15 protein-coding genes and 1 pseudogene are annotated in these 16,205 nt (G+C 53.8%); 9 read left to right on the forward strand and 7 right to left on the reverse strand.

Annotated elements, in window-relative coordinates; translation table 11 throughout:
- The first annotated feature begins 3 nt into the window (after positions 1 to 3).
- From pyrE to parC, 8 genes and pseudogenes are all read left to right on the forward strand, one after another.
- Positions 4 to 591, forward strand: coding sequence for an orotate phosphoribosyltransferase (pyrE, locus tag AB8615_RS05300; protein WP_409433877.1), 588 nt, complete (start codon positions 4 to 6; stop codon positions 589 to 591).
- Complete coding sequence (locus tag AB8615_RS05305) at positions 588 to 1,352, forward strand: pyridoxine 5'-phosphate synthase (RefSeq protein ID WP_409433878.1); 765 nt, start codon at positions 588 to 590, stop codon at positions 1,350 to 1,352. The genes pyrE and AB8615_RS05305 overlap by 4 nt, the downstream gene beginning before the upstream one ends.
- A gap of 9 nt (positions 1,353 to 1,361) precedes the next feature.
- The gene (gene acpS, locus AB8615_RS05310) at positions 1,362 to 1,763 is read left to right on the forward strand and encodes a holo-ACP synthase (RefSeq protein ID WP_409433879.1); all 402 of its coding nucleotides are present in this window, start codon (positions 1,362 to 1,364) and stop codon (positions 1,761 to 1,763) included.
- A gap of 9 nt (positions 1,764 to 1,772) precedes the next feature.
- Positions 1,773 to 2,522, forward strand: coding sequence for a signal peptidase I (gene lepB / locus AB8615_RS05315; RefSeq protein WP_409433880.1), 750 nt, complete (start codon positions 1,773 to 1,775; stop codon positions 2,520 to 2,522).
- Between the two features lie 10 nt (positions 2,523 to 2,532).
- The gene (gene rnc, locus AB8615_RS05320; RefSeq protein ID WP_409433881.1) at positions 2,533 to 3,324 is read left to right on the forward strand and encodes a ribonuclease III; all 792 of its coding nucleotides are present in this window, start codon (positions 2,533 to 2,535) and stop codon (positions 3,322 to 3,324) included.
- Positions 3,321 to 4,276 (forward strand): annotated as a pseudogene (gene era / locus AB8615_RS05325) (GTPase Era). The gene rnc and the pseudogene era overlap by 4 nt, the downstream one beginning before the upstream one ends.
- A 3-nt stretch (positions 4,277 to 4,279) precedes the next feature.
- Complete coding sequence (gene recO / locus AB8615_RS05330; RefSeq protein WP_409433883.1) at positions 4,280 to 5,008, forward strand: DNA repair protein RecO; 729 nt, start codon at positions 4,280 to 4,282, stop codon at positions 5,006 to 5,008.
- 88 nt (positions 5,009 to 5,096) lie between these two features.
- Complete coding sequence (gene parC, locus AB8615_RS05335) at positions 5,097 to 7,370, forward strand: DNA topoisomerase IV subunit A (RefSeq protein WP_418152913.1); 2,274 nt, start codon at positions 5,097 to 5,099, stop codon at positions 7,368 to 7,370.
- Positions 7,371 to 7,377: 7 nt separating this feature from the next.
- Here the strand turns inward: parC and AB8615_RS05340 are convergent, their stop codons facing one another.
- The 7 genes from AB8615_RS05340 to AB8615_RS05370 form a co-directional block, all read right to left on the reverse strand.
- The gene (locus AB8615_RS05340; protein ID WP_409433885.1) at positions 7,378 to 8,496 is read right to left on the reverse strand and encodes a M48 family metallopeptidase; all 1,119 of its coding nucleotides are present in this window, start codon (positions 8,494 to 8,496) and stop codon (positions 7,378 to 7,380) included.
- 15 nt (positions 8,497 to 8,511) lie between these two features.
- Positions 8,512 to 9,078, reverse strand: a complete 567-nt coding sequence (locus AB8615_RS05345; protein WP_409433886.1) for a LemA family protein — start codon at positions 9,076 to 9,078, stop codon at positions 8,512 to 8,514.
- 78 nt (positions 9,079 to 9,156) lie between these two features.
- Positions 9,157 to 10,749, reverse strand: a complete 1,593-nt coding sequence (locus tag AB8615_RS05350; RefSeq protein ID WP_409433887.1) for a TRAP transporter large permease — start codon at positions 10,747 to 10,749, stop codon at positions 9,157 to 9,159.
- A complete protein-coding gene (locus AB8615_RS05355; protein ID WP_409433888.1) occupies positions 10,746 to 11,429 on the reverse strand; it encodes a TRAP transporter small permease subunit in 684 nt (227 codons plus the stop codon). Before AB8615_RS05355 ends, AB8615_RS05350 begins: the two co-directional genes overlap by 4 nt.
- A gap of 12 nt (positions 11,430 to 11,441) precedes the next feature.
- Positions 11,442 to 12,587 carry a TRAP transporter substrate-binding protein gene (locus tag AB8615_RS05360; RefSeq protein ID WP_409433889.1) on the reverse strand — a complete coding sequence of 382 codons (1,146 nt, stop codon included), beginning with the start codon at positions 12,585 to 12,587 and terminating at the stop codon, positions 11,442 to 11,444.
- Positions 12,584 to 13,309 carry an arginyltransferase gene (locus AB8615_RS05365; protein WP_409433890.1) on the reverse strand — a complete coding sequence of 242 codons (726 nt, stop codon included), beginning with the start codon at positions 13,307 to 13,309 and terminating at the stop codon, positions 12,584 to 12,586. The genes AB8615_RS05360 and AB8615_RS05365 overlap by 4 nt, the downstream gene beginning before the upstream one ends.
- Positions 13,310 to 13,318: 9 nt before the next feature.
- A complete protein-coding gene (locus AB8615_RS05370) occupies positions 13,319 to 15,151 on the reverse strand; it encodes an SLC13 family permease (protein WP_409433891.1) in 1,833 nt (610 codons plus the stop codon).
- Positions 15,152 to 15,275: 124 nt separating this feature from the next.
- On the opposite strand from AB8615_RS05370, the gene AB8615_RS05375 reads away from it, so the two are divergent.
- On the forward strand, positions 15,276 to 16,133 hold the full coding sequence (locus AB8615_RS05375; RefSeq protein WP_418152916.1) for an NAD(P)-dependent oxidoreductase: 858 nt from the start codon (positions 15,276 to 15,278) through the stop codon (positions 16,131 to 16,133).
- Positions 16,134 to 16,205: the final 72 nt, after the last annotated feature.

Consider the following 16,205-nt stretch of genomic DNA (forward strand, 5'->3'; position numbering starts at 1 on the left):
ATTATGACGACTGATGACGTATTAGACGTATTCCGCGAGGCGGGCGCACTGCTGGAGGGCCATTTCATTTTGTCATCGGGTCGGCGCAGTTCCGTGTTTCTGCAAAAGGCGTTGATCTTTAAAAATCCTGTATTGACGGAAAAACTTTGCAAGGCTTTGGCCGAGAAGGTGAAAGCGAGTTTAGATGTGCAGCCTGACATTATCGTGGCGCCCGCAATGGGGGGTGTCATCCCGGGATACGAAACAGCGCGTCATATGGGGCTGGAGTCGATCTTTGTTGAGCGCGAAGACGGCGAGTTTCGTTTGCGCCGTGGCTTTACATTACAACCGGGGCAAAAGGTTTTGATGGTCGAAGACATTGTGACAACAGGCTTATCCTCGCGTGAGTGTATTGCATCAATGAACCAGACGGGTGCGACAGTCATCGCTGGCGCGTGCCTGTTTGACCGCTCTAACGGGACAGCCGATATTGGCGTGCCTCTTGTTAGTCTGGCCGCGCGCAAATTTCCAGATTATGACCCTGATGATCTACCCGCAGATCTCGCCGCGATCCCCGCGATTAAGCCGGGCAGTCGGGGGCTGACCGCTTGAGCGATCACCCGCTCAGATTAGGGGTCAATATCGACCATATTGCGACGCTCCGAAATGCGCGTGGCGGCACCCATCCTGATCCTGTTGCGGGGGCTTGGGCGGCGATTCAGGCTGGCGCAGACGGAATAACGGCGCATCTACGCGAAGACCGCCGCCACATCCGTGACGATGATTTGGAACGCCTGCAGACGCTGTGCGAGAGCGAGAACATCCCGCTCAATATGGAAATGGCTGCAACAGAGGAAATGCGCGATATTGCGTTGGCGCTAAAACCGCGCGCAGTTTGCATCGTGCCTGAACGCCGCGAGGAGCGCACAACCGAAGGCGGGTTAGACGTTGCGGGCGGGCACAATCAAATCGCGCCTATCGTGCGGGCTTTGTCAGAAAACGGCTCGCGCGTGTCACTCTTTATCGAAGCGGTGGAAGCGCAGATCACAGCCGCCGTTCATTGCGGCGCGGCTGTTGTCGAGTTTCATACGGGGGCTTATGCGCATGCGTTGGACAACGGAGACGTTGCCAAAGCCGCCTCAATTTTAGAGGCCCTCAAAACGGGTGCGAAATCTGCTGATTCTCAAGGCCTCGAAGTGCATTTCGGTCACGGACTGACGTTTGACAATGTGGGCGATGTGGCAGCGATTCCAGAAGCGGTCGAGTTGAATATCGGCCACTTTGTTATCGGCGAAGCAGTCTTTATGGGGCTTGAGGCCGCGATCAAAGAAATGCGTCAGCATATGGACGCGGCACGTCAGACACAGGGCTAGGGGACAGCTATGATAATCGGTATCGGCACAGATATTTGCGACATTCGGCGCATTGAAAAAAGCATCGAAAAATTCGGGCAGAAATTTCTCGACAAAACTTTTACGCCTGATGAACAAGCCTATTGCGAGGCCAAAGCCCGCCCCGCCATGAGTTATGCCAAGCGTTTTGCGGCCAAAGAAGCGGTGGCTAAAGCCCTCGCGACCGACACATCTGGCGCACTAGGCTGGACGGATGTATCGGTTAAGAATGTGCCGTCTGGCCGACCTATCGTGCTGATCAAAGGCACAGCGCAAGTGCGCCTCGACGCGATTACACCGACAGATCATAAGGCGACAATTCACATTTCGCTGTCAGATGATTACCCCTACGCGACTGCATTTGCAGTGGTGGAAACCTTGTCAGACTGCTAGAGCGACGACATGTTAAAAACCACTTCGACCAAAGCCTCCCTTAAAGAAACGCTGTCCACTGTCATTTGGGCTTTGGCGATCGCATTTGTTCTGCGGACGTTTTTATTTCAACCCTTCCACATTCCGTCTGGCTCCATGCTGCCAGGCTTGATGAAGGGCGATTATATTATTACGTCGAAATACTCGGTTGGTTATGGTCGCTTTGCCGCCGCCCCTCTGCCGTTTCCCGTGAAGAAAGGTCGCTTGTTAGAGCGCGGACCGAATAGGGGCGACGTGATTGTCTTTCGTCCTGATGGGTCAAATAAGAATTATATCAAGCGCCTGATCGGGCTCCCCGGCGATCAAATCCAAATGCAAAATGGGCAGCTATTTATCAACGGAACTCCAGCGGATCAGGCTCTGATTGGTGAGGAGAGTTTTGACATTCGTGGTGTAGCTGTGTCGGGTCAAAGGCTAACCGAGACTTTGCCGACAGGCGAGACGCACGATATTTTCAACAGCCAAGACAATAATCAGCTCGACAATACGGGCGTGTTTACTGTGCCAGCGGGACGTTATTTCCTGATGGGCGATAATCGTGATCACTCTTTGGATAGCCGCGTTGCGGTGCGTAGCGGTGGGGCAGGGACTGTGCCAAAGGAAAATATCATCGGAAGGGCTGAGATTGTCTTGCTGTCGGTGAACGATGATTTTGATCTGAAAAAGCCTTGGACTTGGGCCAATATGCGCGGCAATCGTTTTTTCAAAGGCATTGATTGAGAATGGCGTTGTGAACCAATCTTATAACAAGATAGCCGCGCTGGAAGAGCGTATCGGATACACGTTCAAAAACCGTGATCTGGCCGTGCGCGCGCTGACACATTCATCATATGGTGATGGGAATAAATCGAGTCTCAACAATGAGCGGCTTGAGTTTTTGGGTGATCGGATACTTGGCTTGCTGACAGCAGAGGCCTTATTCAATCATTCCTCCGAGCCCGAAGGCACTTTGGCGAGGCGGCTTAACGCACTTGTGCGCAAAGAGACATGTGCGCGGGTGGCGCGGCAGTTGAACATGGGTGACGCCTTGCTGGTTTCGACATCGGAGGATAAACAAGGCGGCCGTGAGAAGACATCAATTCTCGGCGATGCGTGCGAGGCATTGATTGCTGCAATTTATATCGATGGCGGGCGAGCGGAAATCCAGAAATTCTATGACCGCTTTTGGGGGCCAGAGATTGACCGTGTTGTTAGTAAATCAGCCAAAGACCCGAAGACAGCTTTACAAGAACTCGCTATGGCCGCGCGGGCGGGCCTACCTGTTTATACCGTGCTGGAGCGGAGCGGCCCTGACCACAAGCCACTCTTTGTGATTGAAGTCACGGTCACGGATATTGGCTCCGCGAAAGGGACAGGCAAATCTAAGCGGGATGCCGAACGCTACGCGGCGCTCCACTTGCTCGAAACATGGCCGACACCTGTCGCGGGGAAGCCAAAAGCACTCAAATCAGATACAGCCAGACCAAGTACCGATAGACCAAATACAGATGGACCAAATACAGATAGAAGAGAGACCTCATGAACACACGCGCTGGATTTGCAGCCATCGTCGGCGCGCCCAATGCGGGCAAGTCGACCCTGACCAATGCTTTGGTCGGAGAGAAAGTTTCTATCGTCACTCACAAAGTCCAAACGACGCGGTTTCAGATCCGCGCGATTGCAATGTTAGAAACGAAAGAGGGTGATACAGCGCAGGTCGTTCTTGTCGATACGCCCGGCATTTTCGTGCCTAAGGACTCAGACCGTCTCGCGAAATCAATGGTACATGCCGCTTGGACAGGTGCAGATGACGCCAATCTAACGGTTCATGTCGTCGATGCGCCGGCGTGGCTGCGCCGTGCGGTGGGAGAGGGCGACGCGCAGGACCGCCTGTGTGTTGAAGATACGCAGCGTGTCCAAAAGGGCCTCGCCAAACGTAAATCCAAAGCCTTTCTCGTTCTCAACAAAATTGATGAAATCCCGCATGACCAGCTCTTGACCCTGATTGCAGAGTTTTCAGAACTGAACCTCTATGCCGAGATTTTTCTGGTGTCTGCCAAGAATGGTGACGGCGTCAAAGACCTCTCGCAAGCTTTGGCCGAGGAGATGCCGAAGGGGCCGTTCTTGTATCCCGAAGATCAAGCCGCCGATATTCCCTCTCGTCTTATGGCCGCAGAAATCACCCGGGAAAAACTATTCCTGCGACTGCACGATGAACTGCCATACATGTCGATGGTGGAGACTGAGGGGTGGAAGCAGAAGAAAGACGGCTCGATCAAAATCGACCAAGTGATATATGTCCGTCGGGACAGTCAAAAACCGATTGTGCTGGGAAAGGGGGGCAGACGATCAAAGATATTGGGGCCGCCGCCCGCAAAGACATGAGCGACTGGCTTGGCACGAAAGTGCATTTATTCCTGTTCGTCAAAGTGCGCGCGAATTGGAAAGACGACCAAGCCCGCTATGCTGGCACAGGTCTGGAATTCGACGTCTAGCATATGGATTGGCAGGCCGAAGGCTTTATTCTCTCAACACGCAAGCACGGCGAGACGTCGGCGATTATTGATGTCTTTACCCGCGAACATGGCCGCCACCTTGGCCTCGTGCGGGGCGGGGTCAGCCGTCGGATGCGGCCCGTGCTGCAACCTGGAAATCTGGTGAAAGTCGAATGGCGAGGGCGTCTGTCAGAGCATTTGGGTAATTATACCGTCGAAGCTGTCAACAGCCGTGCCGCCGAATTGATGGAGGATCGCCTCTCGCTAGCTGGCCTCAATGCTTTGTCGGCGATGTGCCGCGAATTGATCCCAGAGCGCGAGCCGTTCCCCGAATTATGGGATGTGTTTTCAATTGTCGTTAATGCGCTGGATCAACCCGAGATTTGGCCCGCGCTTTATGTGCGGTGGGAGGCGGGGCTGCTATCAGCGCTGGGGTACGGGCTAGATTTATCGAGTTGTGCCGCGACGGGTGCGAATGATCAACTCACCCATGTGTCGCCAAGATCAGGCCGCGCGGTGAGTGCCTCTGCGGCTGAGCCTTATCTCGATAAGCTCCTCCGCCTCCCACCCTTTATGCGCGGGCAAAGCCACGTCACGCCAGAGGACATTGCAGACGGATTGAAACTCACAGGCTATTTCCTTGAGACGCGGGTGCAGTGGAATATCAACAAAACACTCCCCGAAGCGCGGCAGCAAATGATCGAGCGGCTGAATAAAACCAGTGAAGATTAGGTAATCAGGGTTTGCGACTTTGGTTTTCCCCTAGCCCTGCGCGGCGCAGTTGTTAGTCTAAGACTTCTGATTCGCTGAGCCCTAATTTATGCCTAAAGATACCACAACACCTGATACTGCCAACGGTCTGCCCGAAGACAATGTTATTGAGGAGCATATCGATAACGCGCTTTCCACGCGCTATCTCGCTTATGCTCTATCGACGATTACGCAGCGGGCATTGCCAGATGTGCGCGACGGTTTAAAGCCCGTTCACCGCCGTATTCTCTATGCCATGCGGCAGCTCAAACTTAATCCCGAGGGGGCGCATAAGAAGTGCGCGCGGATCGTGGGTGACGTCATGGGGCAGTATCACCCGCATGGCGATCAATCGATTTACGACGCGCTGGTCAAACTCTCGCAGTCCTTTTCGGCTCGTTATCCGCTGGTGGATGGGCAGGGGAACTTTGGCAACATTGACGGCGATAGCGCCGCCGCCATGCGTTACACCGAAGCTAAGATGACGCCTGCTGGGCTGGCCTTGCTCGAGGGTTTGGACGAAGACGCAGTTGATTTTATCAAGACATATAACGAGGAAGACGAAGAACCGATTGTCCTGCCTGCGGGTTTCCCCAACCTGCTCGCCAATGGTTCCCAAGGGATCGCTGTGGGCATGGCGACCTCCATCCCGCCGCATAATGTAGCGGAGATTTGTGGGGCAGCACTACACTTAATCAAGAGTCCAAAAGCTCGGATTGAGACGCTGATGGATCATGTTCTCGGCCCCGATCTGCCAACTGGCGGTGTGATCGTTGAACCGAAGGAGTCCATGCTCGAAGCCTATGCTACGGGTCGCGGAAGCTTTAAGGTACGCGCACGCTGGCATGTCGAAGACACAGGTCGCGGCACCTATCAGATCATTGTCACCGAAGTGCCTTATCAAGTTCAGAAATCGCGCCTGATCGAAAAACTAGCAGAGATTATTGAGACGAAGAAAGCGCCAGGGCTCGAAGATATTCGCGACGAGTCCGCAGAAGACATCCGCATCGTGCTGGAGCCAAAGTCCAAGAATATCGACGCTGCACTGCTCATGGAAAGCCTGTTTAAAGTGTCCGAGTTGGAAAGCCGCGTCAGCCTGAATATGAATGTGTTGGATGCCACGCGTATCCCGCGTGTTATGAATCTACGCGAAGTCATCCAATCATGGCTCGATCACCGTCGCGAGGTTTTGCTGCGGCGCTCTAACCAGCGCCTGGGTAAGATCGCGGACCGCATGGAAGTGCTGGACGGCTTTATGATCGCCTTCCTCAACCTGGACGAAGTCATTCGGATTATCCGTTATGAAGACAAGCCCAAAGCCGAGTTGATCCGCGCATTCAAACTGACAGAGCGGCAAGCGGAAGCGATCTTGAATATGCGATTGCGGTCTTTGAACAAACTGCAAGAGATCGAGATTAAATCAGAATTCGATAAGCTAGCGGCGGAGAAAGCCGAGCTTGAAAGCCTTGTTACGACTGAGAAGAAACAATGGGATATGATCGCGGCGCAAGTGCGCGACATCCGCGACACCTACAGCCTCAAGACGGAGCAAGGCGCGCGCCGCACGACATTCGACCTCGCCCCCGATATTGATTTAGACCTCGCCACAGCTTTCATCACCAAAGAACCAATCACGGTAGTGCTGTCTGAAAAGGGCTGGATTCGCTCACTTAAAGGCAAGACCGAAGATTTATCGGGGCTCAAGTTTAAGGACGGCGACTCGCTGGGCTTTGCGGTCAATGCGGAAACAACCGACAAGATCATCATCTTCGCCAGTAACGGAAAATTCTATACGCTCGGTGCGGACAAATTACCGGGTGGACGCGGGAACGGAGAGCCGATCCGTTTGATGGTTGATCTTGAAAATGATCATGTGCCGGTTGGTATGTTTGTCCATGACCCCAAACGACAGCTTATTCTGGCCAGTTCGGAAGGGTACGGCTTCCGTGTGAATGAAGAAGATATTATCGCCTCGACGCGTGGCGGGCGCAAAACGCTCAATGTCAAAGGTAATGCGGAAGCTGTTCGCTGTATCCAAGCCAGCGGCGAGAAGCTGGCCGTGATCGGGGAAAACCGCAAAATTTTGGTCTTTAATGTAGAGGAGCTACCTGAAATGGCGCGGGGTAAGGGTGTGCGTTTGCAGAAATATAAAGACGGAGCATTGGCCGATATTTTGACGTTCAGCGCAGAAGAAGGGCTTTACTTTATCGATAGCGCGGGGCGGCGTAATGAAGTAGCGGACTGGAATTTGCTCGAAGGAAAGCGGGCGCAAGCAGGGCGGATGGCGCCGCGCGGGTTCTCGCGCTTGGGCAAGTTCTCACCAGATAAGCGGCTTGACCCCTAAGATATGATTAGCGCCAAGGCTTACCCGTTGGGCCAAAGTCATTGCCTTTTTTCGGCTTGGAAGTTTTGCCTTTCTTGCCGAAAACACGCCCGCCAATATCTTGACGCTCGCCAGAATTGACATCGTCATCCTTGACGACGCGACGCGGCGGGCGAGAGGTGGAGCCGAGGCGACCACCGCCGAATTTGACTAGCGCATCAATGCGTTTTTCAATCGGCGGATGGGTCGCAAACATGCCCGCAAATCCTGTGCGCGGATTTTCAATCGCCATTTCCATGATCTCTGCGGGGGCATTTAACTCCGCATTGCCAGAAATTTTCGTCAGCGCACGGATCATGGCGTCAGGGTTTTTGGTCAGGTCAACGGCCCCAGCATCCGCCATATATTCCCGCTTCCGCGACAAGCTAAACCGCACCAAAACAGCAAAGAGATATGTCAGCCCGATTAGCGCGATGGCGAACAGTACGAGTGCGCCCGCATTGCCGCCACTACTCCGACGATGGCTTTCGGATCGCGAGAGATTTGTCCGCATCACGCCGCGCACAACGCCTTCACCGATAAAAGCAAAGATACCGACAAAAATCACCGCAATGATCAGTAGCCTGACGTCTTTATGCTGAATATGGGATAATTCATGCGCAATGACGGCTTCGAGTTCTTCGTCGTCCAAATTGTCCATCAGGCCGCGTGTGAGCGTCACTGTATAATTGCTATCGCGGATGCCACTGGCGAAAGCGTTCATTTGCGGGGTCTCGATCACTTTGAGGCGGGGCATGGTTTTACCGCGCGAGATAGAGAGGTTTTCGAGCATACGGTAGGCGCGGGGCTCTTCGGAAATGTTGACAGACCTGGACTTGGTGGCGGCCTCAATCATCTTTTGATGGCCTAGAAAGGCAACTCCGAACCAAGCTGCCGCGCCGCCGATCGCGATGGGCGCGATCTCAGGCATAGCCTGCGCTGCCGCGATCATGCCCGCTTCGGCAGACCCATCAGATGTGAAGCCTGTCCACAAGAGGATCAATGCATAGGCTATGACCATCAACAATATGGGGAACAAGATCAGCAATAAAACTGAACGGAGATTGTTATTCCAAATATGGGTCTTTAAACCGTAGGCTTCGATCATAGGGGGCGGCCGATCTTAGGAGTCGAAATTCACCTCCGGCGGCGTTTGTAGAACCTCGCGGCCTTCTGGAGCTTCAAAGAAATCACGCTCTTGGAAACCGAACATGCCAGCAAAGATGACGGCCGGGAATTGCTCGCGCCCTGTGTTATACTCCTGCACAGCGTTGTTATAGAAACGACGCGACGCTGCGATTTTATTCTCAACATCCGCCAGTTGATCTTGGAGCTGTAAAAAGTTCTCATTGGCTTTTAATTCCGGATAGGCTTCGGCCAGTGCAAAGAGTTTGCCCAACGCTTGCGAGAGCATGCCTTCTGCGGCCGCTTGGCCTTTGACCGTATCGGCATTGACGGCTGCATTACGCGCTTTGACGACTTCTTCAAATGTAGACTTTTCGTGACTGGCATAGCCTTTGACAGTGTTGACGAGCTGCGGGACGAGGTCTTGGCGCTGCTTGAGCTGCACTTCGATGTCCGACCATGCCTGATTGGTCGTTTGACGCAGGGCGACAAGGCGGTTGTAAATGCCGACGAGCAGCATCGCGACTGCGGCGAGAATACCTAAAAGAACGAGAAAAAATGTCATGGCTTAGCCCTTAATTATCTTAGATTAGATTTAACGACAAATTGTCGCTGTGATCAAGCCTATTCGTGCGGCAATAGATCAGCGCGCGAGAAAGGTCGGCAGACCTGTCGCGAGTTGCGGCCAGAGAATCACGAGGGTGATGACGGCGAGTTGTATCCCGATAAAGGGAATAACACCACGATATAGATGTTGCGTTTTGACCTCGGGCGGGGCGACCCCTCGGAGGTAAAATAGCGCAAATCCAAAGGGCGGCGTGAGAAAGCTCGTTTGCAGGTTCAGCGCCATAATCACCCCCAGCCAGATCGGGTCCATACCTGACGCCAGCAAAGGCGGGGCGACGAGCGGGACAACGACGAATGTTATCTCGATAAAATCAAGAAAGAAGCCCAGCACAAACATAATCACCATGACCAGTGCAAATGCACCCCATTTTCCTCCGGGCGCAGAGGCCAATACGTGAGCGACCATTTCGTCGCCGCCGAGGCCTCGAAAGACGAGGCTGAAAATTGTCGCGCCGATCAAGATCACGAACACCATACACGTGATCTGCATGGTGGAGCGGGAGACCTCACCCAACTCGCCTGACCGACCGAGCCACAAGACAGCCAGCCCAGTGCCGATCCCGCCTAACCCGATCAACACCGCTGCCGCGCCGCCCGCCAAGACCTCAATCCCGTCCCAGCTTTCTTGCGTAACGCGCAAATCAACGCCCGTTAGATCGAGCGCGATCAGCGCGAGGAAGGCGCAGGCGGCGAATAAAGCCGCAAATTTCATAGTCTGTCGCCCGTCAGATTTGGCATTAAGTTTATAGGTTGCCAACAACATTGCCCCCAAAGCGCCGAGCGCTGCGCCGCGTGTGGGGGTTGCGTAGCCGGACAGAATTGAGCCGAGTACGGCTATGATGAGGAAGATCGGCGGCACCATCGCCTTGGCGGATTTCCACAGTAAGGCTTTCGCATTTGTGCCCTCAGGCCAGTCAATCGCAGGGGCTTTGCTGGGGGTCATCACGGCGACGATGAAGATATAGAGCGCATAGGCCATAACCAAAATCAGACCCGGGATCAGCGCCCCTGCAAACAGATCACCAACGGACACGACTTTATTTCCGATGAGGCCATAACTGCGCTGCGCTTCTTGGAAAGCGTTAGAGATTTGGTCGCCGAGGATGACCAACACAATGGAGGGCGGGATGATCTGACCTAGCGTGCCAGACGCAGCAATGGACGCGGAGGCCAGCGAGGGATCGTAACCGCGATTGAGCATGGTGGGGAGGGAGAGGAGGCCCATTGTTACGACGGTCGCGCCAACAATACCCGTGCTGGCCGCGAGCAGCGCGCCGACAAAGATCACAGAAATACCTAGCCCACCACGCATAGGCCCAAACAAATCACCCATGTTGTTGAGCAAGTCTTCGGCAATGCGAGACTTTTCTAGCATCACCCCCATGAATACAAATAACGGCACTGCAATCAAAATCTCTCGCGTGATGAGCGGATAAATGCGGCCAGGGAGCGATAGTAGAAAGGCGCTGTCGAAATGTCCGATCAGCACGCCAATCCCCGCAAACAATAGCGAGACGCCAGAGAGGGTGAAGGCGACATTATACCCGCCCATTAATGCGCCGCACGCGCTTATAAACATGAGTATGGCGAGGATTTCCGCGCCTGTCATTGTGGCGAGCCCTTGATCGCATCACCCTCCGCGGTGTGAAAAAATGGATCGATATGGATAGGGCGTTCGGGTCTTGTTTGTCCTGCCAAGCACATGGCCGCTCGTAGGCTGATCGCGAGGGCTTGCACAATCATCGAGACGGCGAAAATTGGGATCAGCGTTTTGAGCAGGAACACGCCTTTGATTCCGTCGGCCTCTGATGAGCCTTCAAAAATGCGCCACGCAAATCCCACAAAGCTCTGTGAGTTCCAGAGGATCAGCAGACAGCTGGGCAAAAGCAGCGCGTAGAAACCAATCAAATCAACGCGGGATTTGGCTTTGGGCCCCATCTTCGCATGGAAAATGTCCACCCGTACATGCTGCCCTGCCAGCAAAGTTGCGGCCGCACCGAGAGTAATAATGATGGCTTGAAAGTATCCTGCGCTTTCTAGCAATTTTGTGGTTGTCACACCAAAGATAGATAGCGCGAAGACGGAGGCAGCGACTGAGAGGACGAGGGCAGGCAAAGCCCACTTCACGATCTCTCCGATGGCATTGACCGCGCTATCAATCGTGCGGATCAACGCGCGGGATAAGCTTTGTAGAAGTTTTGCCTCGGGCCAAATTAAATAGAGCAAGGGCAGGGCGAGGACGGGCAGGAAGGCCCAGCCAATCGTTTGAAACATCGCCGCCCAATTCACGCCAATCTCCCGCTATTGCCCAAGCGCGATCTGCCGCGCTTTGATGAACAGGCCGTCCGACATTTCTGTCCAGCTGCGGCTGGTATTGCGGGAGGCGAGATAGCTCTCATATATACGACGGGTCACGGCGTCGGCTTGCGCAAATTCCGTCACAACCTCGTCGCCTATGCGTCCGACTTCGCGCAAAATATCGTCATTGAAAATCTTCGGTTCAATCCCGTAATCAGTCTTGAGGACTTGCAGCCAATAGCCGTTTTTCACTGTATATTCACCGAGGCTGTAATGGTTGGCAGCTGCGCAAGCAGCCTTGAAAATCGCTTGATCTTCTGCGCTCAGGCTGTCCCAGACTTGCAAATTGATGCCCAGAGCCAGCGACGCGCCCGGTTCGTGGAAGCCTGGGGCGTAGTAGTGTTGGGCCTCTCGGTGAAAGCCGAAAGAAACATCATTCCAAGGCCCGACCCATTCGGTTGCGTCAATCGCCCCGCTCTGCAGCGCTTGAAAAATCTCTCCTCCCGCGAGCGTCACCGCTGTGCCGCCAAGCCTTCGGATCATCTCTCCGCCGAGGCCAGGAATTCGCATGCGCAGACCGCGAAAGTCCTCCAGAGAATTGATTTCTCGCTTAAACCACCCGCCTGTTTGATGCCCCGTATTGCCCGCCTGTAGCGGTTTGATATTGAAGCCTTTGGACAGGTCGTCCCATAATTGCTGTCCGCCGCCATGATCAATCCAACCCATGATCTCGGCCGCTGTCATCCCCAAGGGAACTGCGGTGAAAAAGGAAAAGCCCTTCGCTTTGCCTTGCCAGTAATATTCCGCAGCATGATACATGTCCGCGGCCCCTGTCGAGGTGGCGTCAAAACATTCTAAGCCGCCGACGAGTTCGCCCGCTGCATAAACTTTAATGTCCAGCCGCCCGCCTGACATAGTGCGCACCATATCTGCGATATAATTTGGCATTTGCCCTAAGCCAGGGAAGTCTTTCGGCCAAGATGTTGCGAGGCGAAACTGCCGCATATTTTGCGATATGTTTGGCGCAGCGAGGTCCGATTTATTTGGGGCGGAGCTTTGCGCTGTCTTAGGGCGAAGAGCGCCGACAACCCCTGCGCCAGTGGCGAGTGCGGCGGCGCCAATCACTATGTCGCGACGTTTTACGCTCATGTGGCGACGGGCGGTTTCCAACCCGCACTGCCCAAGACTTCGCAGGGCTGGAAGCGAGCTTTATATTTCATTTTTGGACTGTCTGGCACCCAATACCCCAGATAAAGATAAGGCAGGTTTTCAGTCGCGCAGCGTTCAATCTGATCCAGGATCATATAATTGCCTAACGAGCGCGATGTGCGGGCGGGATCAAAAAAACTGTAAACGAGAGAAAACCCGTCCATCAATCTGTCGATCAACATACAGGCAATCAGCGTACCGTCAGGCAAACGATATTCTATAATTTCGGTCTCGGATGCACATTCTTCAACCATCATTTCGTAGCGCTGAAAATCCATCGTATTCATGCCGCCGCCTGCGTGACGGGCATCAAGGTAGGATTGCAGCAAATCGAACTGCTCTCGCGTGGCGATAGCGTCGCGTACCTCTGCGGACAAATCGACATTGCGTTTGATCGTGCGGGTAAAGCTTTTGCTGGGCTTAAATTCTTCGACACAAATACGTAAGCTGCGACATTCGCGGCAGCTCTCACAGGCGGGGCGGTAGATCACATTTTGCGAGCGGCGAAAGCCCGCATGGGTGAGGTAATTGTTAAGGTGCGGCCCGTCGAGCGGATCAAGCTGCGTAAATATCTTCCGCTCCATGCGTCCTGGCAAATAGGGGCAGGGCGAGGGGATTGTCAGGTAAAACTGCAATCTGTTCGGATCAAAAGGATGCGACATGGATATCACCTAAAGCGCGAAGAAGACGGGCGCAAGTAGGACATAGCTGACCCATAGCAGCAATATCAGCGGTACGCCGAAGCGGATAAAGTCTGAGAACTTGTAGTGCCCTGGACCCATGACGAGAAGATTTGTCTGATAAGCAATCGGCGTGGCAAAGCAACAATTCGCCGCAAAGATCACGGTCAGCACCATGGCGAGCGGCGGAATGTCAGCTTTATCCGCCACGGACAATGCAATGGGTGTAAAGATCAGAGCCGTCGCGCTGTTAGATATGATGTTTGTGAAAAAGGCGATTAGCAGGAATGTCACGGCTATCACAACTTGCGGGCCAAAGGGAATGAAGGCGTTGGCGACAGTGTTGCCGATCAAGGCCGCCCCGCCCGACTTCTCAAGCGCTAGCCCCATAGCAAAGGCGGCGCCTATCAGGAGGAAAATTCGCATATCTAACGCTCGAATAGCCTGGCGTACATTGAGGCAGCCCGTGGCAATCATAGCGAGCGCCCCGCCGAGGGCTGCAATCTCTATAGGAAGGATGCTGGTTGCAGCAAATGCGATTGTGGCAATGAATATCAGCCGCGCAAAAAGGGATTTGCGGATGTTGGGCAATTCCACCTTTGACCAATCGAGCAGCAATAAATCACGCTCTCCCCGCAAATTGCGAATGTCGGGATCATATCCAAATAGCAGTAGCACATCGCCAGCCTCTAGGCGAATATCTAGCATGCTTTTGCGGATCATACGGGATCGCCGCTGAATACCCAGGACAAGACAGCCAGTTTGTCGCCGAAAGCCAATTTGCTCAATATTACGACCAATCATCCGAGAGCCTGGTGCGATGACGGCCTCACTAATCACAATCGTCTCAGACGTAATTGACGTTGGTCTTGGTTGTTCATCAAAGCCTGTGATTTCGAGCATACCTTTGAGGTAGGCAGGTTGTGACGACAAAAGTTTGGACAGCGAGCTTCGCGTGGCGGCCACGACGAGAATATCGTCTAGCTCCAAACTGTCTTCAAAAGGTGGCAGAATGGACCGCTCTCCGCGCAACACCATACGAACCGTGACGTCGCGAAGTTTCGGAAACAAGCCTGCCACAGGTTTTGCGCCGATCAGCGGATGCCCCTGCGTCACACGTATTTGGGCGATATATTGCTGCCCTGAATTACTGATTTCCGTCTCTGGCCCTTTGCGGTCGGGCAGCAGATAGGGGGCGGCAAAAATGATATAGGCAGAGCCAATCGCCGCGAGGGTCATGCCAGGCCAGAACTGCGTGAAAAATGAGAGGCTTGAATCGGTCGTGCGTTCTAATACGTCATTGACCAAGAGGTTTGTGGACGACCCGATCAGCGTCGTCATCCCTGCCAAGATGCAGATAAAGCTAAGCGGCATCATATAACGAGACGCTTTGCGGCGAAGCTGCGCTGACATCGCCGCCAATACAGGGATGAACATGACCACGACTGGCGTATTGTTGATAAACATTGATACGCCAAATGCGACGGCAAAAACGAGTGTCAATGTGCGCCGCGGGGAATGTTCCAGCGCAGCATTAATCCTGATGATGGGTCGTTCGAGCGCTCCCGTTTGGAACATGCCTTGACCCACGACGAGCAGTGCCATGATAGTGATAAGAGCGGGCGCGGCAAAGCCTGATAGAATATCGCCGCTTTTAAGGACAGGCTCATCACCGCCCGTTACATAGAAAAAAACCATGAGCGCCAGAATGACGCCGACTGAGATCGCCTCAATTGTGAATTGCTCGCGCACATAGAGATAGACGCTGACCGCGATAATCGCGAATACGCCAATCATGACGTAGAGGTCGGGGAGGTCAAACATTACCTTGTAGCCTCTCGCATAGGCGGCGTTAGTTGTATGGAAGAGCTTGCCCGTGTCATAGGTTTCATTTGTTGGGATTTGACCGTAAGAGGCAAGTAGTTTCTGACGAATAATGGGGAGTGATATGGCAAATTGTGCATTCTTAGGCCTTGGCGTGATGGGATATTCGATGGCAGGGCATCTGGTGACGCAAGGACATAACGTCAAAGTCTGGAACCGAACGGCTTCGCGGGCGCAAAAATGGGCGTCTGAATACAGAGGTAAGGCTTATACGACTATTGCTGAGGCTGTTGCGGAGGCGGATTTTATCTTTTTGTGCGTTGGCGAAGACAAGGATGTGCGAGCGGTGATGGCCGAAGTCCTGCCAGCCGCAAGACCTGGCGCGATTGTCGTTGATCACACCACGGCCTCTGATGCGTGTGCCAAAGCCTGCTACGCTGATGCCGAGGCGAAGGGGCTTGCTTTCATCGATGCGCCGATTTCTGGCGGCGAAGCGGGCGCTGTAAATGGGCAACTAACAGTGATGTGCGGCGGTGATCAAGACGCGTTTGAAGCCGCGCTGCCCATAATCGATAGCTACGCTAAAGCCGTGAAGCTCATGGGGCCAAGCGGGGCAGGGCAGTTGACCAAAATGGTCAACCAAATCTGCATTGCGGGCTTGCTTCAGGGGCTATCTGAGGCCGTATTCTTTGCGCAGAAAGCTGGGCTAGATATGGAAGAGGTTGTGGGGGCTATCGGCAAAGGCGCGGCGCAGAGTTGGCAGATGGATAACCGGGCTTTGACCATGGCGCGGGGTGAGTTTGATTTCGGCTTCGCAGTGGATTGGATGCGCAAGGATCTCGGCATTGTCCAACAAACCGCCAAAAGCCTCAATATCAGCCTGCCTGTCACCGAATTAGTGGACCAATTTTACGCGGATATTCAGGCCATGGGGGGTCACCGATGGGACACGTCCAGCCTTCTAAAACGGCTGACGGAGTAGGTTTTTCGTTGCCTTGTAATTAAATGGGGGGTGCGGTAAGATAACGCAACTGAGAGGGTTTTATGGACATAG

Origin of the sequence: Litorimonas sp. RW-G-Af-16, from assembly GCF_048319245.1 — a bacterium.
Classification (GTDB): domain Bacteria; phylum Pseudomonadota; class Alphaproteobacteria; order Caulobacterales; family Maricaulaceae; genus Litorimonas.

What these genes read in the sequence shown, in the direction of transcription:
- AB8615_RS05365 (WP_409433890.1), bottom strand. Translation starts at nt 13,309, where the DNA reads ATGTCGCATCCTTTTGATCCGAACAGATTGCAGTTTTACCTGACAATC.
- recO (WP_409433883.1), top strand. Translation starts at nt 4,280, where the DNA reads ATGGATTGGCAGGCCGAAGGCTTTATTCTCTCAACACGCAAGCACGGC.
- pyrE (WP_409433877.1), top strand. Translation starts at nt 4, where the DNA reads ATGACGACTGATGACGTATTAGACGTATTCCGCGAGGCGGGCGCACTG.
- AB8615_RS05340 (WP_409433885.1), bottom strand. Translation starts at nt 8,496, where the DNA reads ATGATCGAAGCCTACGGTTTAAAGACCCATATTTGGAATAACAATCTC.
- AB8615_RS05350 (WP_409433887.1), bottom strand. Translation starts at nt 10,749, where the DNA reads ATGACAGGCGCGGAAATCCTCGCCATACTCATGTTTATAAGCGCGTGC.
- AB8615_RS05360 (WP_409433889.1), bottom strand. Translation starts at nt 12,587, where the DNA reads ATGAGCGTAAAACGTCGCGACATAGTGATTGGCGCCGCCGCACTCGCC.
- parC (WP_418152913.1), top strand. Translation starts at nt 5,097, where the DNA reads ATGCCTAAAGATACCACAACACCTGATACTGCCAACGGTCTGCCCGAA.
- AB8615_RS05370 (WP_409433891.1), bottom strand. Translation starts at nt 15,151, where the DNA reads ATGTTTGACCTCCCCGACCTCTACGTCATGATTGGCGTATTCGCGATT.
- AB8615_RS05345 (WP_409433886.1), bottom strand. Translation starts at nt 9,078, where the DNA reads ATGACATTTTTTCTCGTTCTTTTAGGTATTCTCGCCGCAGTCGCGATG.
- acpS (WP_409433879.1), top strand. Translation starts at nt 1,362, where the DNA reads ATGATAATCGGTATCGGCACAGATATTTGCGACATTCGGCGCATTGAA.
- AB8615_RS05375 (WP_418152916.1), top strand. Translation starts at nt 15,276, where the DNA reads ATGGCAAATTGTGCATTCTTAGGCCTTGGCGTGATGGGATATTCGATG.
- lepB (WP_409433880.1), top strand. Translation starts at nt 1,773, where the DNA reads ATGTTAAAAACCACTTCGACCAAAGCCTCCCTTAAAGAAACGCTGTCC.